The sequence below is a fragment of the Anatilimnocola aquadivae genome (assembly GCF_049819085.1).
In the GTDB taxonomy this organism is placed as follows: domain Bacteria; phylum Planctomycetota; class Planctomycetia; order Pirellulales; family Pirellulaceae; genus Anatilimnocola.
Map to the genome: position 1 here is coordinate 5,406,029 of NZ_CP187419.1, position 26,998 is coordinate 5,433,026.

Annotated in this window: 16 protein-coding genes; 11 read left to right on the forward strand and 5 right to left on the reverse strand. The window is 58.3% G+C overall.

Features of this window, described 5'->3' with window-relative positions; all coding sequences use genetic code 11:
* Window position 1 precedes the first annotated feature (1 nt).
* From NA78x_RS21290 to NA78x_RS21310, 5 genes are all read right to left on the reverse strand, one after another.
* On the reverse strand, window positions 2–865 hold the full coding sequence (locus tag NA78x_RS21290) for a dienelactone hydrolase family protein (protein ID WP_425614394.1): 864 nt from the start codon (window positions 863–865) through the stop codon (window positions 2–4).
* A gap of 48 nt (window positions 866–913) precedes the next feature.
* Complete coding sequence (locus NA78x_RS21295; protein WP_425614395.1) at window positions 914–2,437, reverse strand: hypothetical protein; 1,524 nt, start codon at window positions 2,435–2,437, stop codon at window positions 914–916.
* Between the two features lie 138 nt (window positions 2,438–2,575).
* Entirely contained in the window at window positions 2,576–3,361 is a 786-nt protein-coding gene (gene rsmG / locus NA78x_RS21300) for a 16S rRNA (guanine(527)-N(7))-methyltransferase RsmG (protein WP_425614396.1), read from the reverse strand.
* Window positions 3,362–3,461: 100 nt separating this feature from the next.
* Window positions 3,462–5,795 (reverse strand): FAD-dependent oxidoreductase, encoded by a 2,334-nt coding sequence (locus tag NA78x_RS21305; protein ID WP_425614397.1) that lies wholly within the window; start codon window positions 5,793–5,795, stop codon window positions 3,462–3,464.
* A gap of 396 nt (window positions 5,796–6,191) precedes the next feature.
* Window positions 6,192–7,697 carry a rhamnulokinase gene (locus NA78x_RS21310; protein WP_425614398.1) on the reverse strand — a complete coding sequence of 502 codons (1,506 nt, stop codon included), beginning with the start codon at window positions 7,695–7,697 and terminating at the stop codon, window positions 6,192–6,194.
* A gap of 374 nt (window positions 7,698–8,071) precedes the next feature.
* Between NA78x_RS21310 and NA78x_RS21315 the strand changes: the two genes are divergently transcribed.
* The 11 genes from NA78x_RS21315 (at window position 8,072) to NA78x_RS21365 (ending at window position 26,997) form a co-directional block, all read left to right on the forward strand.
* On the forward strand, window positions 8,072–9,130 hold the full coding sequence (locus tag NA78x_RS21315) for an AAA family ATPase (protein ID WP_425614399.1): 1,059 nt from the start codon (window positions 8,072–8,074) through the stop codon (window positions 9,128–9,130).
* Window positions 9,099–10,001, forward strand: coding sequence for a DUF58 domain-containing protein (locus NA78x_RS21320; protein ID WP_425614400.1), 903 nt, complete (start codon window positions 9,099–9,101; stop codon window positions 9,999–10,001). The genes NA78x_RS21315 and NA78x_RS21320 overlap by 32 nt, the downstream gene beginning before the upstream one ends.
* Before the next feature lie 104 nt (window positions 10,002–10,105).
* Entirely contained in the window at window positions 10,106–12,436 is a 2,331-nt protein-coding gene (locus NA78x_RS21325; protein WP_425614401.1) for a BatA domain-containing protein, read from the forward strand.
* Window positions 12,433–15,213 (forward strand): hypothetical protein, encoded by a 2,781-nt coding sequence (locus NA78x_RS21330; RefSeq protein ID WP_425614402.1) that lies wholly within the window; start codon window positions 12,433–12,435, stop codon window positions 15,211–15,213. Before NA78x_RS21325 ends, NA78x_RS21330 begins: the two co-directional genes overlap by 4 nt.
* Before the next feature lie 5 nt (window positions 15,214–15,218).
* Window positions 15,219–17,726, forward strand: a complete 2,508-nt coding sequence (locus NA78x_RS21335) for a hypothetical protein (protein ID WP_425614403.1) — start codon at window positions 15,219–15,221, stop codon at window positions 17,724–17,726.
* A gap of 86 nt (window positions 17,727–17,812) precedes the next feature.
* Window positions 17,813–19,726 carry a hypothetical protein gene (locus NA78x_RS21340; RefSeq protein ID WP_425614404.1) on the forward strand — a complete coding sequence of 638 codons (1,914 nt, stop codon included), beginning with the start codon at window positions 17,813–17,815 and terminating at the stop codon, window positions 19,724–19,726.
* Window positions 19,727–19,767: 41 nt separating this feature from the next.
* Window positions 19,768–20,850, forward strand: a complete 1,083-nt coding sequence (locus NA78x_RS21345; protein WP_425614405.1) for a hypothetical protein — start codon at window positions 19,768–19,770, stop codon at window positions 20,848–20,850.
* A 5-nt stretch (window positions 20,851–20,855) separates the two neighbouring features.
* Window positions 20,856–22,130 carry an NPCBM/NEW2 domain-containing protein gene (locus NA78x_RS21350; protein ID WP_425614406.1) on the forward strand — a complete coding sequence of 425 codons (1,275 nt, stop codon included), beginning with the start codon at window positions 20,856–20,858 and terminating at the stop codon, window positions 22,128–22,130.
* Window positions 22,127–23,983 carry a trypsin-like peptidase domain-containing protein gene (locus NA78x_RS21355; RefSeq protein ID WP_425614407.1) on the forward strand — a complete coding sequence of 619 codons (1,857 nt, stop codon included), beginning with the start codon at window positions 22,127–22,129 and terminating at the stop codon, window positions 23,981–23,983. Before NA78x_RS21350 ends, NA78x_RS21355 begins: the two co-directional genes overlap by 4 nt.
* Window positions 23,980–25,005 (forward strand): S1C family serine protease, encoded by a 1,026-nt coding sequence (locus NA78x_RS21360; RefSeq protein ID WP_425614408.1) that lies wholly within the window; start codon window positions 23,980–23,982, stop codon window positions 25,003–25,005. The genes NA78x_RS21355 and NA78x_RS21360 overlap by 4 nt, the downstream gene beginning before the upstream one ends.
* A 12-nt stretch (window positions 25,006–25,017) precedes the next feature.
* A complete protein-coding gene (locus NA78x_RS21365) occupies window positions 25,018–26,997 on the forward strand; it encodes a PDZ domain-containing protein (RefSeq protein WP_425614409.1) in 1,980 nt (659 codons plus the stop codon).
* Window position 26,998 lies beyond the last annotated feature (1 nt).

Here is a 26,998-nt window from a genome sequence, read left to right on the forward strand (position 1 = left end):
TCTACGGCGACACACCATGCTGCTTGAACCACTCCTGCAGTCGCTTCCAGCCGTCATCGGCTTCCGCCTTGCGATACGTCGGGCGATAGTCGGCATGGAACCCGTGCGGCGTCTTCGGATAAAGCACAATCTCGCTCGGCTGCTTGGCTTCCTTGAGTGCGGCCTGCATCTTCTCGACCGTATCGTTGGGAATGCCCATGTCATCGCCACCATACAGACCAAGGACGGGGGCCTTCAGCGAAGTGACCACATCGAGCGGATGCTTGGGATGCAGGTCGTCAACGGCACTCGTCAAACGGCCGTACCAGGCCACGCCCGCTTTGACGTCTTTGCTATGAGCCGAGTACAGCCACACAATGCGCCCGCCCCAGCAGAAGCCGGTGACAGCCAATTTGCTGGTGTCACCCTTGCCGCTCTTCTTGGCCCAAGCCACAGTGGCATCCAGGTCGCTCATGACCTGAGCATCTGGCACCTTGGCGACGATCTTCAGAATCTCGGGAAACTCGGTAAGCTTCGAAACATCACCTTGGCGAGCGTACAACTCCGGAGCGACGGCCAAGTACCCAAGCTTGGCCAACCGACGGCAGATATCTTTGATGTGCTCGTGGACGCCAAAGATTTCTTGCACAACGAGTACGACGGGAAACTTTTCTCCCTTGGCAGGCATCGCGTGATAAGCAGGCATTTCGCCGTCGGCGGTGGCAATCTTCACTTCGCCCGCTTCGAGCCCTTCGCTGCTGGTGGTGATGGTCTCGGCCGACACTGGCTGCACGGCCAAGGCAAAGCCTGCGGCCAGCGAAGTGACGACGAAGCCACGGCGGGTGAACTCGGATTTAGGCAGCAGGCTGAGTAACTCTTCGTGCATGAAGCAGATCCTGTCTGGAAGGTGCGGAGATAACGATTCGGCAGCAACTTAAGCGGAAAACGCCTGTCGAGTGCGCTCGACCAGTTCGTTGTCCTTTTGTTTCGAGCCACGCAAATTGTAAACGCTCGTAGCGAGGAAGCGATCCCGCCAAGCGGGCGATAAATGCCGGTAATCTTCGAGCACCGCACTGCTGAACTTGTAGTCGTGCGAGTCGCGTCCCTTGAGGAAGACCAGCAGTCGAGCGCGGCGGATGAAGTCGTCGGCGTGCTCTTCGTTTTGGGCATAGGCAAGTGTCGCGCGCGCGGCAGCATCGCGATCGCCGCTGACATTCGCAAAGATTTCGTCGAGCGACGCGGAGCCTTTCTCCGCAGGCTCGAGCTTCAAGACGTCCGCGTCGGAAATCTTGCCTCGCTTCACCATCGCATCGCGGAACATGGTGAGGAAAGCAGCATTTTGCAGAAGCAACAAGCGGCGAGTTTCGTCCTGCTGCGCATTTTGATAGGCATAGTGAATGGCATTGCCGGTCGTCAGTGTATGCAGACCGACGATGCCAGGCTGACGCATCAACAGTTCGCCACCACCCACCAGCATGCCATCCCAAATCGATTGTGGACTCACGCCCTGATTGAGCATCTGGACGACGGCATCGCAGATCTCGCCATGAGATGCGGTGCGCAGCGCGGCAAGCAGTTCCTTCGTCGCGCCGGCATCGACTTTGCCATCTTGCCAGTCGGCGCGAATGGCTTTGATCCGCTGCTGGTTTTCTTTGAAGGGTCGATCGGCAGCAAAGTCGTTATTGGCCGGATTGTCTTCTCCCTGATGATTCAAAATCGCATAGGCGAGCGAGCGCACGACCGGCTCGGCATGTTGCCAGCCCATGACCTGCAGCGCGCGGAAGGCATTGGCGACATAGATGATCTTGTGGCCGATCGCGCGGAAGTCTCGCGCGGCATAGCGGCACAGAAGCTCGAAAATTTCGCCAGCGCTCCCGGTGCGAGAAAGGATCGCGGCCGCGACATCGGCTTGTTCTTCGTCCCATTTGTCGAGCGCGGTCACTAACTGCGCGCGAGCTTCGTGGGCCGCGGGCAGCTTGCCAGCGCGCACGGCGGGCATCGTCCAGTTCCCTTCGCTCACGTCTTTCGCTTGGGACTCTTTGAAGGCATCGATGGCCCAGAAGATCGGCAGCCAGCGATGCTCGTCCGCTGAAGCCAGGCTGGCGAGGTGCGCACTGTTTACGACCAATACCGCGTGGAACTTAAAGCCGACCGAAGGCCGAGGCTGAACATTGCGAATGCCGGCGAGTTGCAGAGCTGTCACCACTTGTTGATAGCTGAGCTTGCCCTGGCGAATTCGACTGGCGACTTCTTCCAGCACCTTATTCTGGGCAGTGTTTTCCAGCAGTTGCACAGTCGGTTCGATATCGGCCGTGAAGACCACCGACTTGGGATCGGGCTTGGTTTCTTCGGCAGAGACCGTCGGCACGTTCTGCAGCCAGCTGGTGCCGAGTGCTCCGATTGAACCTGCCGCAGTTGCCGATTGAAGAAAGGTGCGACGAGAAAAGGAATCGCGCATGAGAGAGGCTCCTGAAGCTGGCTGAGAAGATGTTCGCGGCAATCCCTGCCGGCCGTTCTTTGTAGCATAGAACGAGCGGCAACCGCGAACAATCAGCGGACAGCTGCCAGCTGTGCCAGCGAACTTCCGTTCGCGACTCTATTTCTCACGCCCGCCTGAAGGCCAGATCTTCAGAATCACACTGTTGGAGTCGGTGCCAGGCATCGGATATTCCAGAGCCGCTTTGATTTCGAGATCGCGAAGCAGACCGCGACGCTTGGCTTCAACTTGCTCTTCGACCCACTTTGGTCCCTTGATGAGCAGCATGCGCGAGATGAGCGACCAATGCGGCCGGAACCAAGTGAGAAGCTGCGCCAGCGGACCAACCGCGCGCATGGTGAGTGCATCGTAGCGAGTATCGTCCAGCATGTTCTCGGTGCGGCAGGCAAAGACCGTCACGGGGAGTTTCAACTGCTTGACCATGTCCTCCAGCACGCGAGCTTTTTTTTGCGTCGTATCGGAGAGGGTGATTTCCAAATCGGGCCGCACAATCGCCAGTGTCAGACCGGGCACGCCACCACCGCTGCCACAATCGAGCACTTCTTCCTTCGGGTGAATCAGCGTGGCGAGTTGCAGCGTATCGACCAGATCGCGGCTGACGAACTTCTCGTAGGTCGTGTGCCGCGTCAGATTGATTTTCTCGTTCCAGTTCCACAGCAGCTTGCAGTAGTGATCGAGTTGCTTGATCTGGTCCTGCTGCAACGAGATCTGGTGCCGCGCAAGTGCTGCCACGAGTGTGTCGTTGGGATAGGGATCGACGACGGGCTCCTTGGCGGCTACTTCGGTAGCAGGCACGGCATCGGCAGCAGGCACCACTTCGTCCTGCTCGGGCGTTGCGGGGAGCGAATCTGCAGGCATGTTTTCGGGCAAGTTCTCGTCGATCACTCGGGCGATTTCTGGGAATGGAGGATGGAGTACAGGTGTCTGCGGCGAGTCATTAATATGACGCGTCCGAGGCGAATTCGTAAGGGCTACGCTACTTTGCCTACATTGCGGGATCGAGCAAGTCTGGCAAGCTGTTGTTGTTGCGATCGAGCGGCAAGGGATCCTCGCGGTCTTCGCGACCGTCGCCATCGGCATCGTTGCCTGCCTGCAGGTAATGCTCGGGGACTGGCGCGTCTTCCAGGCGGCTGCGAATGGCCAGCCAAACGTGCTGTACCAGTTCGGCACGAGTCAGCGGCAAATTGCCCCGGGCAACCAGCCCCGCGCTGGGCTTCAAACCCAGATTGTTCATCCAGGCATGAAGAGTTTTCCAATCGGCTGGCTCATCGGGCGAGAATTTGTCGTGAGCGGGGAATCTCACTCCCCAAGCGGGCAAACTTTCGATCGTCACAAAGTCCGGATCGCTGACGGCAACATCAGCAAACGATGGTGCAGTCGGGCGATGCCACTCCGGCGCTTTCGGCAACAGTCTGCGCGCTCGCGCCAGCGTGACTGCCAATTCGCGCTTGCTGACTTGGTCAAACGCAGCGAAATCGACATCGTCTTCAACTCGAAACACACCGGTTACCGCGAGCATATTCGCGGCTTCAAAATGCAGATCATCGGGTCGCAGATCTTGATAGGGCCACAGCAGCACACCCGGATTGCCAGCGACTCCACGCACCAGTGCCAATTGCAACTCGCGCACCTGTTTGGGGTTCGTCGCCAGCTCTCGCGGCTGAAGATCTTCCTGCAAGCAATGCGCAGCGACCGTGCCCGCGGCCTGTCCGCTGAGCATCATCTGGCCGTGCAAGCGAACCGCCGAGCTGACAATGCTGGAAACGCCCAAGTTCTTCGAGGCACCGAGCAGTCCATTCATTTCGACAGGAATCAACGAGCGCAGGGGAAATGCGGCCCGGTCGGTGTGCGTCGACCAGTTCCGATTAACCGTATGCACGTTGACCCAAGGCTGGCTGCGGTCGTCCTTCAAAAAGACACGCCGCGTGGGATGAAAGTCGATGTTGAACTGGAACGCAAACACGCTGTCGGGCGTCATGTGGCGAGCCCAACGCGGCTCCTCCTTTTGCATCCGCAAATCACCCTCGCGCAGCATGTACAGCGATTCCAGCCGTAGCCCTTCGCGCACATAAGGCTTCGGTGGCAAGCGATCAGCAGTGCCAAAGTCTTCGACAAGTTCCAGGCGACGAAAGTCGACCTGCTGGGGATCCAGCTTCTTCTGCACCGTCGTTTGCAAGTGATAAAGCATGCCCAGGGCGTGCTGCTTGGCATCGGCAAAGACAATCTGCCGCTGCTCGTACGTCATATCGACAATGTTTTTCGATGACGCTCCTTTTTCACTCGCTTCAAGCTTGTCCACAACAGGCTGCGGAAAGTCGTACAGCGGGTAATCCTGCGTGGGCCAATTGACGAGGATCGTCTCCTTGTTGGGTCCCAAGCCAAAGTGCCTGGCATCGACCAATCGCCGATGCGTGTACAGACTGACCTGCGACGAGTAGATCCCCTCGGGATAAGACGTCGCAATGAACGCCGGCACATTCATCTGCTGAGCCTTCGGCGGCCAGCCCAGTTGTTTGAACTCCGCGGTGGTGGCATTCGTGGTGCCGAGATAGGTCCGCTCGTCGTAGCCAGCGGGTTTCTCAATCGTGGCATCTCGGCTCGTTTCGCGCAGGACGAGGCAATAACTGATGGGGTTCATTTCGTTTTTGTCGTTCGTTAGCGGCCCTTCCGGCGCGTTCGGCTCGTTGAAACGAGCACGCAGGTCAGGACCAGCAGCGTACTTCGCACCCGAGAGCCGAATCACATCGCCCCAGTCGCTGGCGTCAATCGTCAGCCGAGCTTGCACCTCGCAACCGGTCGAGTTCTCGGTGGTGCTTTCGAAAACGACACTACGGATGGACCCCTTATCGACGCGCACTTCCGTGGGGCGAAGTCCACGGCGAATCTCGATCTGTCCCGTGCCACCTTCGCTATAGGGCTGGACCCAATCTTCAAAAATGCGCGCCGCTGCTGCAGGCTCGATTGTCTCGGACGAACAAAAGCCATTGCCCGGACGAATGAGGCCATGCCGACGACCGTTGGCCTGATGCACTCGGGCCAGAATCTCGCTGAACGTGCCGCTGCGAGGGAATTCGACGCGTTTTGATTTGTAGGTTGTCCATTCATCCAGCGCGCCGACGCCTTCAGCACTGAACTGACCGCCCAGCATGTCGATGTCGTTCACCAACACGATCCGTCTCACCCCGCAGCGGGCCGCTTGCACCGCGGCGGAAACGCCCGCTTCGGTGCCGCCGACGACAAGTAAGTCGGCTTGGATCACCTCGTTGGCCGTGACAGTGGCCAGCGAACCAAGGAGCAAGAGTAGAGAGGTGATGCGCATGAGAGGCTTTCATATCAGGAGTGGCGTATCAGAAGTGAAACGCGGATAGAGCCGCAGCACGTAAATGTCCAACTATTCCCGGGGTTTTTGGACAGGCACTCATTCTCGGGTTTTGTCGGAAGCCTTGGTAGCTCTGACACTTGCGATTCTCGGGAAACTTTGGCAACTCACTCTGTTTGTCCACCAATTGGGCTAATTGTTGGACACGCTCCTCAATCGAAGCAACAAGTTCGACAGAACCCAAAACCGCGCCGCACGGCCCGCACCTCAGCCACCAAACTGTGAGAGAACATCCCGAAAATTAGCCCACAGTGGTGATCTGTTGTCAAGAATCTGTTTTGTTATTTGTGATTACATTTTAATAACACAGCGCCACCGCACCACAGCGACACCGTGCTACTTCACAGTCTTCTGCACCAGTTGCGTGAACCGTTCGTAGGCTCCATTCCATGGCCAGGTGTTTTGCGGCAGAAATTGCTGCACCGAAAAGCTGTGGCGAATAACTTCGCGCGCCTGAGCGATACTGCCGACCGCGCCATCGGTCACCGCTTGCAACATGACGTTGCCAATGGCGGTGGCTTCGACCGGCCCGGCAACCACGCGGCGATTGCAGCAGTCGGCGGTCATCTGGCAAAGCAAGCGATTCAGCGAACCGCCACCCACAATATGAATCGTCTTCAATTCGCCGCCGACGAGTTCTTCAAGCAGGCCCAGAACCATCCGGTAACGTAGCGCCAGGCTTTCGAGTGCACAGCGAATGACCGCGCCTTCGCTTGGCGGCACAGGCTGCCCCGTTTGGCCGCAATAGTCGCGGATCGCAGCCGGCATATCGCGCGGGGCGACAAAAGCCGGCGCATCGGGATCGACCAGCGAGAGGAGCGGTTGCGTTTCACCGGCGCGGCGAGTCAACTCTTCCCAACCAAACTCGTGCCCCTGCTGTTTCCACAAGTGGCGACATTGCTGCACCAGCCACAATCCGGCGATGTTCTTCAGCACGCGAGTGGTGCCGCCTACGCCACCTTCGTTGGTGAAGTTCAACTGATACATGCGGTCGTTGATGATGGGCTGCGGAGTTTCGACACCCATCAGCGACCACGTGCCACTGCTGATGTAGCACCAGTCGGGCTTCGCGCCCGGCACACTTGCCGCTGGCACCGCCATGACGGCACTGGCCGTGTCGTGAGTGCCCGGCAGCACGACCTGCACATTGTGGAGGCCCGTTTCTTCGGCCACCGATTTCTGGATTGGTCCCAATTTATCTCCGGGCTTTACCAGCGGCCCGAGAATATTGGTCGGCAGGTTAAACTTCTCCAGCAATGGCCGGGCAAAGTCGCCTGTTTGCGGATTGTAGAACTGTGAGGTCGAGACATCCGTATATTCATTAGCCTTCACACCGGTGAGGAGCCAATGAAAGAGGTCCGGAATCATCAGCAGGTGCTCGGCCATTTCGAGCAGTGGGGAGTTGCTTTGCCGCATGGCGATCAGCTGATAGAGCGTGTTGAACTCCATGAACTGCAGACCGGTCTGGGCAAAGATCTCGGCGCGAGGAACCGTTTGGAAGGCCTTTTCCATGAGTCCGACGGTGCGGGTATCGCGGTAATGATACGGATTGCCTAGCAATTCGTCATTCCGGCCCAGCAGGCCGAAATCGACACCCCAGGTATCGACACCCACACTCCGAATTTGCCCGCCGTGCTTCGTAGCGGCAGCCCGCAATCCCTTCACGACATTCGACCATTGATTGAGCAGGTCCCAATACAGATGTCCGCCAGCAGCGACGCCCCCGTTCTCGAATCGAAAAGCTTCCTCGAGCGTGACCTTTTCCCCGTCAAACAAACCGGCAACTACTCGTCCGCTGGAGGCCCCCAAATCGACCGCCAAATAAGCCTTGCTCTCCGCCATGCATCACCTGCTACCTGAAAACTCGAATCATCCGTTGCTTGTCTAAAGGGGCCAATCTTAACTGCTTCCGGGGCTTGCTGCATTCCGCCAAACCAATTCAATCGGCAAAGCTGTTAAATTGGGATGAACTTTCGGGCGATTCGCTTGCACTAACCAAGGGAGGAATAGAAACCGGCGATCTCAGCGGCCGGGAAAAGTCGGGAAATCGTTCCCTTTACTTAACACAACACTTTCTGGGAATTAGGCTTAGTTCGTGACCGCTGCGAGTCCCTCTCCTCTCCGCTCGTCAGCAGTTTGCCCCGTCCTGCCGCCTGTTTTCGTGCAGTGCGAAACGTGTCTGCCAGCTTCCACGCCCACCAAGGACAGCCCAATCGATGAGCGACGACCAGAACACGCCCGCAGCCGATGCTTCGGCAATTCGCCGATTGAGTGAAGCCCGCGAGAAGATTGTCGAACAACTATCGCAGGTGATTGTCGGCCAGACGGAAGTCATCGAGGAACTGCTGATTTGCATGTTTGCCCGGGGGCACTGCCTGCTCGAAGGTGTGCCTGGCCTCGCCAAGACGCTCCTCATCAGCACGCTGGCTCGCTCGCTCAACCTGTCGTTCCAGCGGATTCAGTTCACCCCCGACTTGATGCCCGCCGACATCACCGGCACCGACATCATCGAAGAAAACCGCTCGACCGGCAGCCGCGAACGCCGCTTCCTCGAAGGCCCGCTCTTTTCGAACATGATTCTGGCGGACGAAATCAACCGCACGCCCCCCAAGACCCAAGCGGCTCTGTTGGAAGCGATGCAAGAGCGCACGGTTACCGTGGGCCGTACTCGGCATCTGCTCAGCGATCCCTTCTTTGTGCTCGCCACACAAAACCCGATCGAACAAGAAGGAACGTATCCGCTGCCCGAAGCGCAGCAGGATCGCTTCATGTTCAAAGTGTTTGTGAACTACCCGAGCTTCCTCGAAGAATTCGAAGTGGCTCGCCGCACGACGGCCGTGCAAGTCGACCGCATTCAGCCGGCCCTTTCCGGCGAAGAGATCATCGCGCTGCAAAAGACCGTCCGCGAAGTCCCCGTCAGCGATCACATCATTCGCTACGCCCTCTCGATCGTCCGCCAAACCCGCATCGGCACGCCCGGCGTTCCTGACTTTGTGCAGGATCAAGTGGGCTGGGGTGCTGGTCCCCGCGCTGTGCAGTTTTTGATTCTCGGCGGTAAGGCCCGTGCCCTGCTGCACGGCCGCACGCATGTGACAACGGACGATATCGCCGCCTTGGCCAAGCCAGTGCTGCGACATCGCATCGTGGTGAATTTTGCCGCGCAGAGTGATGGAATCTCCGCCGACAAGATTATCGATCAACTCGTTTCGGTTACCCCCAGCAAAGAAGATGCGCTGACCAACGATGCCCGATTCAAAAAGATTTTTGCATCCTGAGGCGATCAAGCGGATCTCCCGGCTGGAAGTTCGGGCGCGGCACATCGTCGAAGGGTTTCTTTCGGGTATGCATCGCAGCCCCTACTTTGGGCAATCGGTCGAGTTTCTGCAGCATCGCGAATACGTGATCGGCGACGATCTGCGGCACGTCGACTGGAAAGTCTGGGCGCGGCAAGATCGTCTCTACATCAAGCAGTTCGAAGAAGAAACCAATCTTCGCTGCCACTTGCTCGTCGACATTTCGAAGAGCATGCAGTACGGCAATGGCACCTTCAACAAGTTCGAATACGCCAGCACCCTTGCAGCCACGCTCGGCTACATGGTGCTGCGCCAGCAAGACTCAGTCGGCTGCGTGACCTTCGACGATCGCCTGCGAACACAGGTCCCGAGTCGTTCGCAGCACAATCACATTCTGGCGATCACCGCTGCGCTCGCGACCCAAACGCAAACCGACAAAACCGACATGTACGCGGTCTTGCGCAACGCCGCCGAAGGTTTGCCGCGCCGCGGACTCGTGGTACTCGTTTCGGACTTGCTCGCCGATCGTCCTGGCCTCATCAAAGGTTTGCGGATGCTCCGCCAGCGCGGTCACGACGTGCTCGTCTTCCACGTGATGGACGACGACGAACTCGATTTTCCCTTCAACGGCCCGATGCGTTTTGATGGTCTCGAAAGCGATGACTTTTTGAACTGCAACCCGCGCGCACTTCGCGAAGGCTATCTCGCTGCACTCCATGCATTCCTCGACGAAGTTCGTCGCGAGTGTGCCAAAGCTGCTTGCGACTACGCTCTCGTCCGCACCAGCGACCCGCTGGATGCGGTGCTCGCTACGTACCTCAGTAAACGACTCGCGGTGATGAACAGATACTAACAGTTCGAAGTTTGCAGTTCGTAGTTCGTAGTTCGCAGTTATTGTCAACGAACATCGAACTCCGAGAACTTCAAACTACGAACTAGGAACTTCAAACTCGTTTCATGCAATTCGTTCACCAAGCTCTGATTGGCGGTTTTCTGCTGGCGATACTGCCCGTGTTGATCCATTTGATCAACATGATGCGGCACAAGCGCGTGCAGTGGGCCGCCATGGAGTTTTTGCTGCAGAGCTATAAGAAACACCGCACCTGGGTGTGGCTCAAGCAGTTACTGCTGCTGCTGTCGCGAATGGCGATCATCGGCCTGATCGTGGCCATGCTCGCGCAATTAAAGACGCGCGATCAATGGCTGGCGATCTTTGGTGGCAAGGTCACACACCACTACATCGTCATGGACGATAGCTATTCCATGTCGGACCGCGTTGCTGGAGCCAGTGCCCTGGATCTGGCCAAGCAAGTGACTCGCTCGGTCGTTGCTCGCGCGGAGCAGCAAGATGGCCAGCAGAAGCTCACGCTGATTCGCTTCTCGCAGGTGAAGTCTCCCAGCAGTACAGACGCCGAAGCATCCGCCACCAGCCAGGCTGATTTTAATGCCGAAGTTTTAAACGCCGCCTTCGACGAAACACTTGAGCAGAAGCAGCGGCTGTTTGAACCGACCGCTCTGTCACTCTCGCCGCTCGAGTCGCTCCAAGCGATCAAGCAACTGATGGGCCAGGGACGCGACGAGACCAGCATCGTGTATTTGCTTTCCGACTTTCGCCAGAAAGATTGGGAAAGCCCGAAAGAGCTGCGGCAGTCGCTGCTCGACATTCAAACGCTCGGTGCCGAGATTCACCTTGTTGACTGTGCTCGCAGCGCCTCGGCGAATCTGGGCATTGTCGATGTATCTCCTGCTGAGGAAACCCGCGCTGCCGGCGTGCCGCTGTTTGTCTTCGTCAGCGTGCGAAATCACGGCACCAAGCCAGCCAGCAAAGTGCAAGTGAAAGTCCGCTCGACAACCTACGAAGACGCCTCCGCAACGGGCGCGAGTCCCGAACAGCTAGCCAGTTCCACGGAAGAAATCGCCACACTCCTTATCGACGAGATCGGCCCCGGCGAAACGATCACGCGCCGCGTGCAAGTCTTTTATGAGAAGCCGGGCAAGCATGTTGTCGAAGCGATCCTGCCGGAAGATCCTGTCTTGGCCGACAATCACCGCTGGTGCGTGGTCAATTTTCCTGACGGCGAAAAGACACTCATCATCGACGGCACCACCGAACAGCTGAATGCGTACTACCTGGAGGTTGGCTTTCGTCCGTTGCAAAAATCCAATACCGGCATTCGTCCCGACATTCAGCCTGTCTCGTTTCTGCGCGATGCGACCCCGCAGACGCTCAACGCTTATTCGACGATCTACTTGCTCGATGTCCCTCGCCTCGATGGCCGAGCGGTCGAATCACTAGAAACCTACGTGCGCGGCGGTGGTGGCGTAGCCATCTTCGCAGGCCCGGCAGTGTTGACCGATTTTTACAATCGCAGTTTGTATCGTGATGGCCAGGGGATGTTGCCCGCTCCGCTTGGCGACGAAGCGACGCTCGGCGAAGACATTGACGGCCAAACTCCAGACCTCGACTTGGACAAACATCCGATTTTCAACTTCTTTCTGACGGAAGCCAATCCGCTGATTCGCGGTGTCACGGTCTTCAAGTTTCGGCGTCTGCTCCCCAGTTGGAAGCCGGCACCGCAAAGTGGCACCGAAGTGATTGCCCGCCTACGCGATCGCAGTCCTCTGTTTGTCGAAAAACAGTTTGGCGAAGGAAAGGTGGTTCTGGCACTCACAACCGCTGCTCCGCTTTGGAATGACTGGGCAAAAAACCCCAGCTTTGTAGTTCTCGCGCTGAAGATGCAATCGCACCTGGCCAACCCCAAACGTCTCGACGACCCACGCCTGGTCGGCACACCGCTCGCTCTGCAACTGCCGGCCAGTCAGTATCGCAATGAGATCAGTTTCGTGCTCCCCGGTAAGAAAGAAGACACACGTTTCAAGATTGCTCAAATCGCTGAGAAGTCGGCCGACCAGCTGACCGCTGGAGTCGGTGGTGGCCTGCTCGATGGCCGGCGCAATACCGAAACCGATCTCGCCGGCATTTACGAAGCGTGGCCCATTTCGCTGAAGGGTGATGTCGACCTGCGTCGTTGGGCGCTCAACGTCGAACCCGAAGAGGGAAACCTTGCTCGGCTTTCCAGCGATACGCTGCTCAAAACGATCGAGCCAGTGCGAGCCTCGCATCATGTGGCCGAGCAATACCAGCAGGGCGAAGCGGTCGCTTCCGGTTACAACCTCAGCTTGCTGGTCATGGGACTGCTTGTGGCTTTGCTAATTGGCGAACAGGCTCTTGCCTATTCGGCCAGCTATCATCCGTTTCAACGCCTGGTCGGAGGGTCGCGCGTATGATCACTCCAACCATCCTCGCTGCCGACAATGTGGGCGGCGTCTATTACCAGTTAGCTCGACTGCAGTCACTCTCGGAGTGGTGGCAGTGGCTGCTGCTCATCGCCGTGATCGCGGCCATCGTCAGCTACGTCGTCTGGATGTATCGCAAGGACAGCATCGAGCTATCGACTGGCCTGGCGCTCCTGCTGGGCGGCCTGCGCTTGTTCGCGCTGCTTGGTATTTTGCTGTTCTTCTTCCAACTCGAAAAGCGAACGCAGAAAACAATCGTCAAAAACTCGCGGGCCTTGCTCCTGGTCGATACGAGCCAAAGCATGGGGCTGCGCGATGCCGACTCGACTTCGGTTCCCGCCATGCCCAGTCGGCTGGAACAACTGGTGCTTGAGCTGAAGAACGGCAAGCTGTTGCCGGAACTTCGCAAGCTGCACGACGTAGTCGTTTATCGTTTCGATGCCGCTGAAGCACCCGTCGAGGTTGCTTCACTTCCCAAGCTGCCGAGTGAGAACGCGGCTGACGAGAATCAAACACCGCAGCAGGAACTGCTCACTTCGCTCGCCAATTCTCGCAAGTTAGCGCTACTGGCAGCAGGCGTTCTGCTCGTCGCGATCATTGCGGGCGTTGTCTATCTGCTCTGGGGCAGGCCCAGCGCGGCGCAATCCGCAGCTCAGCGAAAATCGGGGGCAGAGCAAAGTGCCTATTCCCTGCTCGTGAGTGTCGTCTGCCTCATCATCGCCGTGGTGATCTTTGGAACCGCGAATCTGCTCCATCCCGATATCAGTATTGCTGCCATCCTCGGACTCAGTGAACCGAAGGTGAAACAGGCGACAGAAACCGACAGCAAACCAGTTGAACTGCCACCCATCGATTGGGCAAACCAGTTGTTGCCACGCGGTGTCGAAACTCGCTTGGGCGACAATTTGAAGTCGCTCGTCGACAAAGAACGGGGCGGCCCGATTGCCGGCATCATCGTGTTTTCGGATGGTGGTCAGAACGCTGGCCTCGATGTCTCCGTCGCCGCAACCGTCGCTGCCGATTCTCTCATCAGCGTGCACGGCGTCGGCCTCGGTTCCGACAAGCGTCCGGCCAACGTCCGTGTGGTCGACCTCGAAGCTCCCGAAAAAGTCTTTCCCGGCGATAAGTTCACGGTCAGTGGTTACGTTCAAGGTGTTGGCCTAAATCAGACTTCACTAACGGCCGAACTGGTCTCCAGCGACGCCGACGGCAACCTGGAACAAGTCGAAGATCAAGTCACCGTCGATATCGGCAAGACAGGCCAGATCATTCCGGTGAAGTTCGAACTCAAGCCGGAAGAAGAAGGCATTCGGCTCTACAAGCTGCGGGTCGCACCGCAGGCCGGCGAGATCGAAAAACGAGACAACGAGAAGACGGCCAAAGTCGAGATCGTCGACCGCAAGACCAAGGTGCTGCTCATCGCCGGTGGTCCCACTCGCGATTTCATCTTCCTGCGCAATCAACTGTTCCGCGATAAAGAGTCCACCGTCCACGTGCTGTTGCAATCGGCTCGACCGGGCATTTCGCAAGATGCGCACGAGATTCTCACGTCATTCCCCACCGATCCCGATGAACTCTTCGAATACGACGCGATTGTTGCCTTCGATCCCGATTGGGAAGCCTTCGACGAGAAGCAAGTCAACCTGCTCGAACAGTTTGTTGCCGAAAAAGGTGGCGGCTTGGTTGTCGTCGCGGGGCCTGTCTTCACGCCGCAGTGGAGCAGTCGCCGTCGCGGCGATCCACGCATCGATACGATCAAGAACCTCTATCCGATTTCCTTTTACTTCCAGGGTTCTGCCACCCTCAGCTTGGGTCGATTTGGCTCCGACAAAGCGTGGCCCATCACGTTCACTCGGGAAGGGGACGAAGCTGAGTTTTTGTGGATTGACGAAACGGCTGAAGCCAGCAAGCAAGCCTGGACCGATTCGGGCGGAGTGTTTGGCTACTACGCGGTGAAAGATCCCAAACCGGGCGCTCGTGTTTATGCGCGCTTCAGCGATCCCGATACAGCCCTCGATAACGAACTGCCCGTGTACTTTGCTGGTCATTTTTATGGCTCAGGGCGCGTGTTCTTCATGGCCAGTGGTGAACTGTGGCGCGTGCGAGCCGAGAATGACGTTTATTTTGAGACGTTCTATACTCGTCTGTTGCGCTGGGTTTCCGAAGGTCGCCGGCTGAGAGATTCCAGCCGAGGTGTTTTGCTGACGGATAAAGACCGCGCACTCTTGGGCGATCCCATCGCTGTTCGGGCCGTGTTGCAAGACGCTCAGTTCAAACCGCTGCAGGCCGAACAAGTCGCGGCGACGATCATTCAGCCCGACAGCACCCGCATTCCATTCACCCTGCGTAAGACCAAGGATGCCGATCGTCAGGGGACCTTCACCGAGCAGTTCATTGCCCTGCAAGAAGGCGACTATCAGATTCAGCTGCAACATCCGGCAGCGGCCGATTCGCTGTTGGTTCGCGATGTCCGTGTGCGGATGCCGGCGCTCGAAACCGAGAAGCCCGAGCGAAACGACAAGCTACTGCGAGAATTGACCGATCGGACCGGAGGCCAGTATTTCGTTGGCCTCGATGCTGCCTTGCAGAGCAAGTCCGCAAGTAACAAAACGCTCGCGGAACTCATCAAACCGCAAGATCAATTGAATGTGTTGCCCGGCACACCCGATCGCACGTTCGACCGCCTGTTGATGATCTGGCTCATGGCACTCATTTGCGGTGCCCTGTGTCTGGAATGGTTGTTCCGTCGCTTGAGCAAATTGGCCTAGAGCATATGAGCACCACTACCGCCAAGATGATTCCGCTGGCCGACGACTTTCGTCGTGTCTTGGCTGGTCTGCGCGCGCGGATTCGCTTGTACGTTTGGCTGGAAGGTTTGGCGCGCGGCGTGATTTGGCTGGGCATCACCTTCTGGCTCGCCCTGGCCCTCGACTATTTGCCGGTGATTGTTGGTGCAAGCGAAATGCCACTCGCAGCCCGCGCGGTGATGTTGCTGGTGATGGCGGGTGGTCTGGGCTACATCTTTTATCGCTACATCGCTCAACGGGCCTTTGTGCAACTGAGCGATGAGAGCATGGCCATGCTGCTGGAGCGGCGCTTTCAAGATTTCAACGATACGCTGATGACCTCGGTCGAGTTGGGCCAGCGACATCCGGATGAAGTGGAATTCAACACCGCAATGTTCGACCGCACGTCGAACGAAGCTCGGCAATTGCTTCCCAAGGTTCGTTATGGCCAGGTCTTCAACCTCGCGCGACTCTTCACCTTGCTCTTTCTGGCGCTGTGCCTCGTTGGTTCGCTGGCCGCTGTTGCTTTCGGCAGCGAGCAATCCTTCAAGACCTTGCAAACCGCCGTAAACCGCCTGCTACTATTGCAAGATGAACCCTGGCCGCGGCAGGCGCAGATTGAAGTGGTGGGGATCGATGTGCAGCGCACACCCACGGCAGACGATCCGGCTCCTCGTCCTCACACGATGGAGTTCGTCAACAATCACGTGAAGGTGGCTAAGGGAGCCAATATCACGCTCCGCGTCCGGGCGGCACTACCAAGCTCGCCAACCGAAACCTCGACGGGCGAGCCCGCCTCAATCGTGAAGGTCGTTCCCCAATCCTGTACCGTCCATTACTTCAGCCAGGCGCGCGAAGGCGTACGTAGCGAACGAGGAAGAGTTGCGATGCAACAATTCCGCGATCAAGGCTCGTATCGCAATTTCTGGCTCGAAGAAAAGCCGTTCAAAGGAATTCTCTCCACGCTGCAGTTCGATGTCGTCGGTTACGACCATCGCGTGCGGAACTACGTGATTGATGTCGTCGAAAGTCCCGCTGTCGTGGAGACGCTGCTGGACCTGGTCTACCCGGCGTATATTCGCGATGACGCCACAAGTAGCTATCTTCCCAAGCTCGATAAGACCTACCTGCCCTCCGGTGAGTTCCAACCAGCCGGAACCCAGGTCACGCTCAAGTTCCGCTCGAGCAAGAACCTGAAAGAAGCGACCGTCATTGATCCCACAGCGATGAAGGAAGCGGAAGAAGTTACCGATTCGGCAGCCAAAGCCAAGATCGTTTGGAAGTACCCTGCGAAGCTCGATCCACAGGACCCGACCCGCTTCACCTGCCAGATTCCCAGCCTGGATAAGAACGTGGCGCTCGAGGTTTCGCTCGTCGATACCGACGGTGTTACGACCGAACAGCCTCACCGGGTATTTCTCTCGGCCATCGAGGATCAACCGCCGCAGATCGAAGTTTCGCTGAAGGGAATCGGTTCTTCGGTGACGCCCAATGTGCAGATTCCGATTCGCGGCACGATCAACGACGACTACGGCATCGAACAGGGCAAAAGCGGGTCTCAACCGGTCGCTCGCCTGCAAGTGCAAACCGCCGATAGCGCTGATCCGCGTGCATTGCCTTTCGATCTGGGCAAGGGAGGCGCGGTCGAGCAGGAGTTCGACTTCCGTGCGCTCCGATCGCAAGATAAATCGTATGAGTTGCAGCCCAAGGGGAAGCTGATCCTGAGCGTGAAAGCCAAGGATCGGTTCAATCTGAATGGCAAAGAACCGCACGATGGTACCGGTCAGGTGTATGCGCTCGACGTGGTGACTCCCGAGGAGTTGCTCGCCCAGTTGGAAGTACGCGAGATTGGCCTGCGACGGCGGATGGAACAGATCATCGAAGAAATGAACCAACTGCGCGATTCACTATTGCGGGTGAAATCGAGTTTGGGCCCCATGACGGCTGGCAATGTCGACCCCGAGGAAGTGCGCAGTGACGATAGCGGCGACAAGCCAAAGTCTCCCGAAGATATTGCCAAGGCGAGGGCCGAGTTGCGGCTGATCCGCGTCCAGCGAGCCTTTCAACAGAGCCAGAAGTCGGGACAGGAAACGCTTGGCGTCGCCGGTGGGTTCGCCGATATTCGCGAAGAACTGATCAACAACCGGGTCGATACCGAAGATCGCAAGCAGCGGCTGAAGGAACAGATCGCCGACCCGCTGCAGACCATTTGCCAGACCTCGTTCCCGGCCCTCGACGGTCAGTTGCAGGCCCTGGAAGAGGCGCTGGGCAAGTTGTCGCCCATGGCCACCGATTCGCCTGCCCTGGCGGATGACGCACTGCAGCAGGCCACCGACACAATCGCCGAACTCGATGCGGTGCTGCAAAAGATGCTTGATCTGGAAACATTTAACGAATTGCTCGATATTGTTCGTGACTTGCTGGGCGAGCAGGAAAAGCTGATCGACCGCACCAAGCAGGAACGACGCCGTCAGGCACTGGAAGATTTGAAATAGTTGCTGCGTAAATCGTTGGAACGAAAGCAGAAAAACCGGTACAACGAAGGTCTGGATGATGATTCCAGCTTAGGAGGGTTTGCACGATGGCTACAGGATTCTCAGCTACCCGGTTGGCGAGGCAGTCGCTCGCCGCTTGTGCCGCTCTCGTTGCTGGTTCCTTCGTTGCACTGCTGCCCGTAAACGCCCTGGCGCAAGAAGCGAAGCCTACAGAGGCAGCTTCGCCCGGCACTCCGGCAGTTACCGATGACATCGCTCTGGAGCAGGAACGAGTCGCCAGCAAGTACGCCCGGCTTGAGGAACTGCTCCTTAAGATGTCGTCCATCGAGCAGGCGAACAATCCGCGCCGCGCGGCGCTCCTGCTGCGAGCGATTGAGCAATCGAAAGAGAAACTGACCAAAACACAGCTTGAATCGGTCGTGAAGCTTCTTGGTCAAAAGCAACTCAAGCGGGCTCTCGATGGACAGTCTCAGGTTCAAACCGATCTCAAGTCGCTCCTCGACCTGCTGATGAGCGAAGATCGCAGCGATCGGCTGCAGAGCGAACAAAAGCGAATCAAGGAATACATCAAAGAAGTCGAGCGTCTGATTCGGCTGCAGAAATCGCTGGAAGGGCAAACCGAAGGTGGTGCCGATTTGGAACGAGTTTCCAAAGATCAGGAGAAGCTGGGCGAGCGGACCGGCGACCTCGCCAAAAAGATCAAAGAAAACGAAGAAGGGGGCGAGCAGAAGCCCGGCAAACCGGATGCTGAAGATCCCGATGGCGAAGCCAAGAATCCAGAAGACAAACCTGGCGAACAGAAGCCCGGCGAACAAAAGCCCGGCGAACAAAAGCCCGGTGAGCAGAAGCCCGGTGAGCAGAAGCCCGGTGAGCAGAAGCCCGGTGAGCAGAAGCCCGGTGAGCAGAAGCCCGGTGAGCAGAAGCCCGGTGAGCAGAAGCCTAGTGAGCAGAAGCCGGGTGAGCAGAAGCCTGGTGAGCAGAAGCCCGGTGAGCAAAAGCCGGGTGAGCAAAAGCCGGGTGAGCAAAAGCCGGGTGAGCAAAAGCCGGGTGAGCAAAAGCCGGGTGAGCAAAAGCCGGGTGAGCAGAAGCCCGGTGAGCAGAAGCCCGGTGAATCAGGCGAATCCAAGCCGGGTGAGCAGCAGCAACAAGAAGAACAAGCGAAGCAAGAAAACCCCGCTCGCAAGCGACTAGAGGCAGCCGAGGAGAAGATGAAGGCAGCTCAAAAGAAGCTGGCCGAAGCCAAGCGGAAGGAATCGGCTGAGCAGCAGCGCGAAGCCAAGGAAGAACTCGAAAAAGCGAAGGCAGAGCTCGAAGAAATCCTGCGTCAGCTGCGCGAGGAAGAAGTTCAACGCACCTTGGCAGCTCTGGAAGCTCGCTTTCGCAAGATGCTGGAGATGCAACTGAAGGTCTACGAAAGCACGCGGCGTCTCGATCAAGTTGCTGAGCCTAATCGTGGCGATCAGTACGTGGTTGAAGCCGGTCGCCTGGGTTTCGAAGAACGCAAGATTGCCGTCGAAGCCCGCAAGGCACTCACGCTGTTGCAGGAAGAAGGTTCGAGTATCGCCTTTCCCGCCACCGTCGCTCAGATGGAAGAAGACATGCTGCAAGTCTCCGAAAGACTGGCCGAAACGAAGATTGACGATATCACGGTCGGTCTCGAAGAAGACATCATCGGTTCGCTAGAGGAATTGATTGCCGCTCTGGAAAAGGCCCAGCAAGACGCCGAGCAAAAGAAGCAGCAACAGCAACAACAGCAGCAGCAACAACAGGAACAAGAGAAGCCGCTTGTCGATAAAATCGCCGAACTGAAGATGATCAAATCGCTGCAAGAGCGAGTGAACAAGCGAACCGTTCGTTACTCGCGCCTGCTGCAGGACGATCAAGATGTGGTTGGTCAGGCCGATAGTGCCGATCTGCTCGCTGCCTTGAAGGCGCTGGCCGATCGTCAGAAAGAAATCTTCGGGATTACCCGCGACATCGTCCTTGAAAAGAATAAATAGCAGGACCGCGTTCCAGCCTAAGGCTTGCCGGAGGATTACCTATGCAACGCATCATCTACCAGCCTCGCTCCAGCACTCGATTGCTGCTTGTTGCGCTGGTCGCGTTTGTGACCGGGATGGCTTCAACTGGCGTCGCCGCCGACGCGCCAGTAGGCGAACTGGAAAAGAAGGCCAGTTGGTCTCCGCCCACCACCGCAGAGGTAAAGAAGCAGCTCGAAAACCTGCTCGTCGACCGCAAGGCCGATGAAACGCAGAAGCTGAAGGTCTCGGCACTGTGGCCCGACGATGCTGCCGTCCTCGATCCCAGCGACATGCTGGATCGTGTGGCCGCGTCCCTCGCCGTGATCGATGCCGAAGCTGCCGCCGTTTACGAAGCGACGCAGCAACCGGCGGACGCTCTCAAAATTCCAGCTCCCGCGATTCTCTCCGACGAAGCGGTGCCGCTGTTCGTGCGCGGCAACCTGCGCCTCGTGATTGCTCGCTGGCTCGCCCAACACAATCTGGTTGATGAAGCACTCGTTCAGCTGCGCGGACTCACTCCCGCCGATGTCGCCGATCCCGCTTCGCTGTTGTTCTATCAGGCCCTCGGGCAACATCGTTTGCTGGAGAAAGAGAACTGCCTGAAGAACGTCGCGTTGCTCCTGGAAAACGAAGCGACGATTCCTCGCCGTTACGCCACGATCGCCCGCCTGATGGAAGCTGACATCAAGCCGCTGAAGGTCGATTCCCTCGATGAAGTCGCCCGCCTCATGGACGATATTCGCCGCCGCCTCGATCTGGGCCGCGCCGGCAAGAAAGTGCGCGAAGAAGAAGAGCAGGTCATCGCCAAGCTCGAAAAAATGATCGAGGAGATGGAAAAACAGCAGCAACAACAGCAACAGTCTGCGGGCAGCGGCAGTGGTTCGCCCACGCCATCGAGCCCGATGCAAGACAGCCAGGCTGCGGAACTGAAGGGGCCCGGCAATGTCGATTCGAAAAGCATCGGCAAGAAAGAGGGCTGGGGCAATTTGCCGCCGAAAGAACGCCAGGAAGTGCTGCAGCAAATTGGTCGCGACCTGCCTGCTCACTTTCGCGAAACGATCGAAGAGTATTTTAAACGCCTCGCTCAGGATGGCGTGAAGTAAGCTGGATGAAGAAGGGTAACCGACTGCTCATGGGAACGATTTCTGTTTGCTCGCTGCTTTGCTTGCTCGCCGCTGCGCCCGCCGCAGACGTGCAGGTGAAACTATTGCGCGGCGATCAACTGACAGGCGAACTAGTCTCCGCCTCGGCCGAGAAACTGACGATCCGCACGCCAGCGGGCGAGCAAGTGATTCCCGCCCCCGAAGTACTGACGGTCGATCTATCTTCGTTGCCGGAGCAGGAGACAGCACGCGTGTGGCTGCAGTTGCTCGATGGTTCCGAGATCGCCGCTGCGAGTGTTTCACAACTGAGCGGTAAAGCCACCATCGAGATGCTCGGCGGCGACAAGCTGAGCGATATCCCTTCTCGCTCCATTCGCGCCATCCGCTTTTACGATCCCACCAATAATGAACTGACTCCTGCCTGGAACGAGATTCTGGCTGGCACTCGCTCGGGCGATGTGCTGGTGCTTCGCAAAACGGCGACGCAGGAAATCGAAGAAGGCGGACAGACGAAAACAGTGTCCACGCTCACGCTCGACGAACTCGAAGGGACCGTGCTGCAGATTGGACCCGACAGCGTCAAGTTCGATTTCGATGGAGACGTTGTTACCGTCAAGCGAGAGAAGCTTGAAGGCGTCGTGCTGTTTCAGCCTGTGAAGCGAGAACTGCCTGCCGCGAATCTGAAAATGACCGACGTAACCGACAGCAAGTGGCGGCTCAAGTCGGTCGAAATTGCCGACTCGCAACTCTCGGGGGTAACGCCCGCTGGTGTGAACCTGGTGATGCCATTGTCGCGCGTCAAGCAACTGAACTTCTCCTCGGGCAACGTGGCCATGCTCGCCGAACTGCCGATGGAACTGAGCGAAGCGTCCGGCGCGCTGCTGCCCAAGGGGCTCTCCGCCGCTGCCACGGGCTGGTTCGGTCCGCTGGCGGGTAAGCGTCCGGGGCTCTCCAACAATGTGGTGGCTAATCCCACAGCTTCGATCTCGCTAACAGGCAAGAGCCTAGCGACCTATCGAACTCCCGAGAACTTTCGCTGGTTCCGAGCCGGCGTCATGCTGGGCAGCAAACCGGGCAGTGGTAGCGATGTCGACGTCGTGATCTTGGGAGACGGCAAGGAACTCGCGAAGCATCATTTGCCCGCTGGCGGAGAACGCAAGCCGCTGCTGATCGAAGTCGACATCACCGGCGTCCACCGACTCAGCTTGCAAGCGATTCCCAGCAGTGCTCAAGGCTTGGGTGCTCTGGTCGACTTCCAAGATGCGAGGTTCACGAAATGAGTCACGCTCGCCAACGATCTTTGCTGCCTGTCATTGCCGCGTTGCTAACAATCGTTTCGCTGGCTGCGGAGGCCTTCGCCCAGGATGTTCCAGCGGCCGTTATCTCGGCCGAACGTCAACGGATCGAAGCAATCGCCAAAGCCAGTCGTTCGGCAGTGGCGGTCTTTGCCAATGGTGGCAATGGCGGTGGCTCCGGAGTGGTGATTTCGCCCGATGGCTACGCTCTGACGAACTTTCACGTGGTACAGCCTGCGGGCAGCTACATGAAGTGCAGCATGAACGACGGCCAGCTGTACGACGCGGTCATTGTGGGCATCGATCCCACCGGCGACGTCGCCGTCATCAAGCTGCTCGGCCGCGACGATTTCCCCACGGCCAAGATGGTCGACAGCGACCAGGTAAAAGTCGGCGATTGGTGCTTTGCCGTCGGCAATCCCTTTCTGCTCGCCACCGATTTTCAGCCTACGGTCACCTATGGCATTGTGTCGGGTACCCATCGCTATCAATACCCTGCGGGAACCCTGCTCGAGTATGCCGACTGTATTCAGACCGATGCAGCGATCAACCCGGGCAATAGCGGCGGGCCGCTCTACGATGCCAACGGCGACCTGATTGGCGTAAACGGCCGCGGCTCGTTCGAGAAACGCGGGCGGGTTAACGTGGGTGTTGGGTATGCCATTTCGATCAACCAGATCAAGCACTTTCTGGGCTGCTTGAAGAGTGGTCGCTTTGTCGATCATGCCACCGCCGGCTTTAATGTCGGCACCAGTGAAGATGGCCGCGTACTCGTCTCGAACATCCTGGAAACGTCCGACGCTTATCGTCGTGGCCTCCGTTACGATGCCGAAGTGGTTTCGTTCGGCGGTCGGCAGATCGACACGACGAATGCCTTCAAGAATGTGCTCGGGATTTATCCCAAGGGCTGGCGAGTGCCGCTGACGTATCGTTACGACGGCAAGACCGTCAGCACGCACGTTCGGCTCAGCGGCGTGCATGCGGAAGAAGAACTGCTGGAACTCGTGCAACGCAAGCCCAAGCAGGCTCCGCTGCCCAAGCCCAAACCGGGTGACAAAACTCCCGATAAAAATCCTGACAAGTCTCCCGAAGGCAAAGAACCCGAGAAGATGCCGGGCGAAAAGAAGCCGGCTCCCGATCGTCCCCTGCCCAAGCTGCCAGGTGCCAGCGAAAAGCCCAAGGCCGAGCCGCCGCCGCCCGAAGTGGCCAAGCTGATTCAAGCTCGCCGAGGTTATGCCAACTACTACTTCAACTTGCAGAACCGCGAACGAGTCTGGAAGGCTGCCACAGCGGGCGCCGACTTCAGCAACGCCAAGGGGCAGTGGAAGCTTAAGGGCCAACACTCGCGCGGCGGTGCCATCGAGTTGACGCTGGCAAACGACAAAGCCGAAGGCATCTTCCCCGCCGAGAAGGCGACCATTGATTTGGCGAAAGACCTGGACGAGCAACTGGCTCCGGCCGGCAGCGGCGGACTGCTGGTCGCACTCCATTTGTGGCGGCAGCTCCTGGTCGAAGGTCCCGAGAAGTTTGGCGATGTCTACTACTATGGCACCGCGCCGCAGCGAGATATCGAAGGTCTCTCCGATGTCATGATTGCGACGCGCAATGTGGTCGAAATGCGCTTGGCCTTTGATCCCACCAGTGGACATTTGCAATTGCTCGAAATGGTCGCCGATCCCGACGAAGACCCCTGCGAAGTTCGCTTCAGCGATTATCGCGAAGTGAACGGCCGGCAGTTTCCGCACTCGCTCGAAGTTCGCCGCGGCGACTTTGTCTACGGCAAACTCACTCTCAGCGACATTCAATTGCAACCGGGCGACGAGGGAGCCTCCAAGTGAAAAACGTCCGCTCGGTTCTCGCAATGCTGTTGCTGTTAGCAACTGCCGGCTTGCTGCAGCAACCATCGGCACAGGCTCAAACCTCGCTCGCCGGGGTCATCAGCGGTGTGCAGCCGCGCATGGTCAAGCTCTATGGCGCGGGCGGCGTGCAAGGTTTGGAAGCCTATCAAAGCGGTTTCGTCATCAGCAGCGAAGGTCACATCCTCACCGTTTGGAGCTATGTGCTCGACGCCGACGTGGTCACCGCGACGCTCGACGATGGCCGCAAGCTGCCCGCCGAAGTCGTGGGCATGGATCCCCGCCTGGAGATCGCCGTCCTCAAGGTCGACGCTCAAGACCTGGCCCACTTCAACCTGGACGAAGCGATCCCGCTGGAACCCGGTAACAAGGTGCTGGCCTTCAGCAATCTTTATGGCGTGGCCGCCGGTAACGAACCAACCAGCGTGCTGCGGGGCATCGTCTCGGCCAAGAGCGATCTGGCTGCTCGTCGCGGAGCTTTCGAAACCAACTATCGCGGCAAGGTCTACGTCCTCGATGCCATGACGAACAATCCCGGAGCAGCCGGTGGGGCGCTCACCAATCGCAAAGGCGAGTTGGCGGGCCTGCTGGGAAAGGAACTGCGCAATTCGCAAACCAACACCTGGCTCAATTACGCAATTCCCGTTTCGGAACTGGTGCAGGCAGTCGTCGATATTCGCGCGGGCAAACTTCGCTCGGCCGCCCGTGACGAAACGGTGAAGAAGCCGAAAGAGGCTCACACCTTGGCCGCCTTGGGTGTGCAATTGGTTCCCGACTTTCTTCCCAAGACACCACCTTTCGTCGAGTCGGTTCGTCCCATGTCTCCCGCTGCCAAGGCCGGCATCCGCGCCGACGATCTGATTCTGTTCGTCAACGAGCAATTGGTCCCCTCGCACAAGCAGGTGGTCGAAGAGTTGACGTTCGTCGACCGCGTCGACATGGTCCGTCTCACCATTCAGCGTGGACAGGATCTGCTCGAAGTCCAACTCTCGCTCGAACCGTAACGATTGGCCGCTATGACGATCTCTCAACGATTCTTGTTCGTGTTTTGCCTTTGCTTGGGACTTCTTCCCACGATACAGACACGCGCCCAGGACGATGTGCTGGAACTGGAAGAGCGAGCCATCACCGCTGCGGCCGCCAAGGTTGCACCGTCGGTCGTCCGCATCGAAACCGTCGGCGGACTGGAACGCGTCGGCAAACTCCTCGTCGCGACGGGGCCTACGACTGGGCTGATCGTCAGCGAAGATGGCTACGTCATCTCGAGTGCCTTCAACTTCGTGCAGAAGCCGACGTCGATCCTGGTCTCGCTTCCCGGCGGCACGCGTTCGTCCGCGACGATTGTCGCCCGCGATCAGGCCCGGATGCTCGTCCTGCTGAAGGTAAACACGACCGAGAAATTGCCGGTGCCGACCGCCGTGCCACGCAGCGAGATGCAAGTTGGCCAATGGACCGTGGCCATTGGTCGCACCTTCGAGGCGGGCCAGGTGAGCATGTCGGCCGGCATTCTCAGCGCCAAAGAGCGCATCTGGAGCAAAGCGATCCAGACCGATGCCAAGATCTCGCCGATCAACTACGGCGGTCCGCTCATCGACATTCAAGGTCGCGTGCTGGGCGTGCTCGCTCCGCTCTCTCCGCAAGGGCAAGGTGGCGAACTGGGGGGTGCCGAGTGGTACGACTCGGGCATCGGCTTCGCTGTGCCACTCACCGATATCCTGGCGCACCTGGCCACGCTCAAGGCTGGTAAAGATCTGCATCCAGGCTTGCTCGGCATTTCGCTCAAGCCGGGCGATATCTACGCCCTGCCTGCAGAAATTGTCGCCGTGCCGCCGAACTCGCCAGCGGCCAAAGCAGGCATCAAGGCCGGTGATGTGGTCACCGCCATCGACGGCCAGCCCATCGTGCGACAGGCCCAACTCAAGCACGCCCTCGGGCCGAAGTATGCTGGCGAAAAAGTGAAACTGACCGTCACGCGCAAGGTCGACAAGCAGGACGAAAAACTCGACCTCGAAGCAGAACTGACCGATGTCCTCATCCCTTACGAGCATCCGCTGCTCGGCGTGTTGCCGCTGCGGGGTGTTAAGGAGAAGGGAGTCACCGTTCGCTATGTTTTCCCCGGCTCGCCCGCAGCCGAAGCAGGCATCCAGGCCGGTGATCGTTTCGTCGAACTGGCTGGCAAAGAAATTACCGATGCCGCTCTGATGCAGCAACTGGTCAGCAGTGCCGATCCTGCCAAAAAGGTGAGCCTGAAGTTTCTGCGCGGCGGAGACGAACAGACAGCCGAAGTCACGCTCGCCAAGTTGACTGCCGATGTACCCAAGGATCTGCCGGCAGCTGTCGCGGGTGAATTGGCTCCTCCGGCCGAGAAGCCCACCACGGGCTTGATCGAAATCAAATTGCCCGAAGAAAAGAACCAATGCCTGGCTCTGATTCCCGCTAACTATCATCCGCAAGTGGCCCATGGCGTACTGATTTACTTGCCACCGCCGGGCAACGTCGACCGGGAAAAGCTCACGGCTCGCTTTCAGGCGATTGCTTCGAAGAACCAGGCGATCGTGCTCGTTCCTCAATCGGCGGACGCCAAAAAATGGGATCCCACCGAGAGTGGCTTCATCCGCAAGACGCTGGACGACTTGATGGCCCATTACACCGTCGACCCCACCCGCGTTGCCATCTTCGGCGCTGAGGCGAGCGGCACGATGGCGTTCCTCACGGCGATGGAACAGCGCGATCGAATTCGCGGCCTGGCGGTCACCGAAGCGACTCCCCCGGCTCGCTTGAAATTGCCGGAGACCGATCCGGTCAATCGACTGGCAATCTTGCTGGCCGCCGGGGACAAGTCGGCGGTGAAGGCGACGATGACCGCTGTCGAGAAGAAGCTGACCGAAGCCAAGTTCCCCGTCGTCGTTCACAGCCTGGGTGACAAGGCCCGTGAGTTCACCGCTGCCGATGACGAGTTCCTGTTCCGCTGGCTCGATACCCTCGACCGGATCTAGT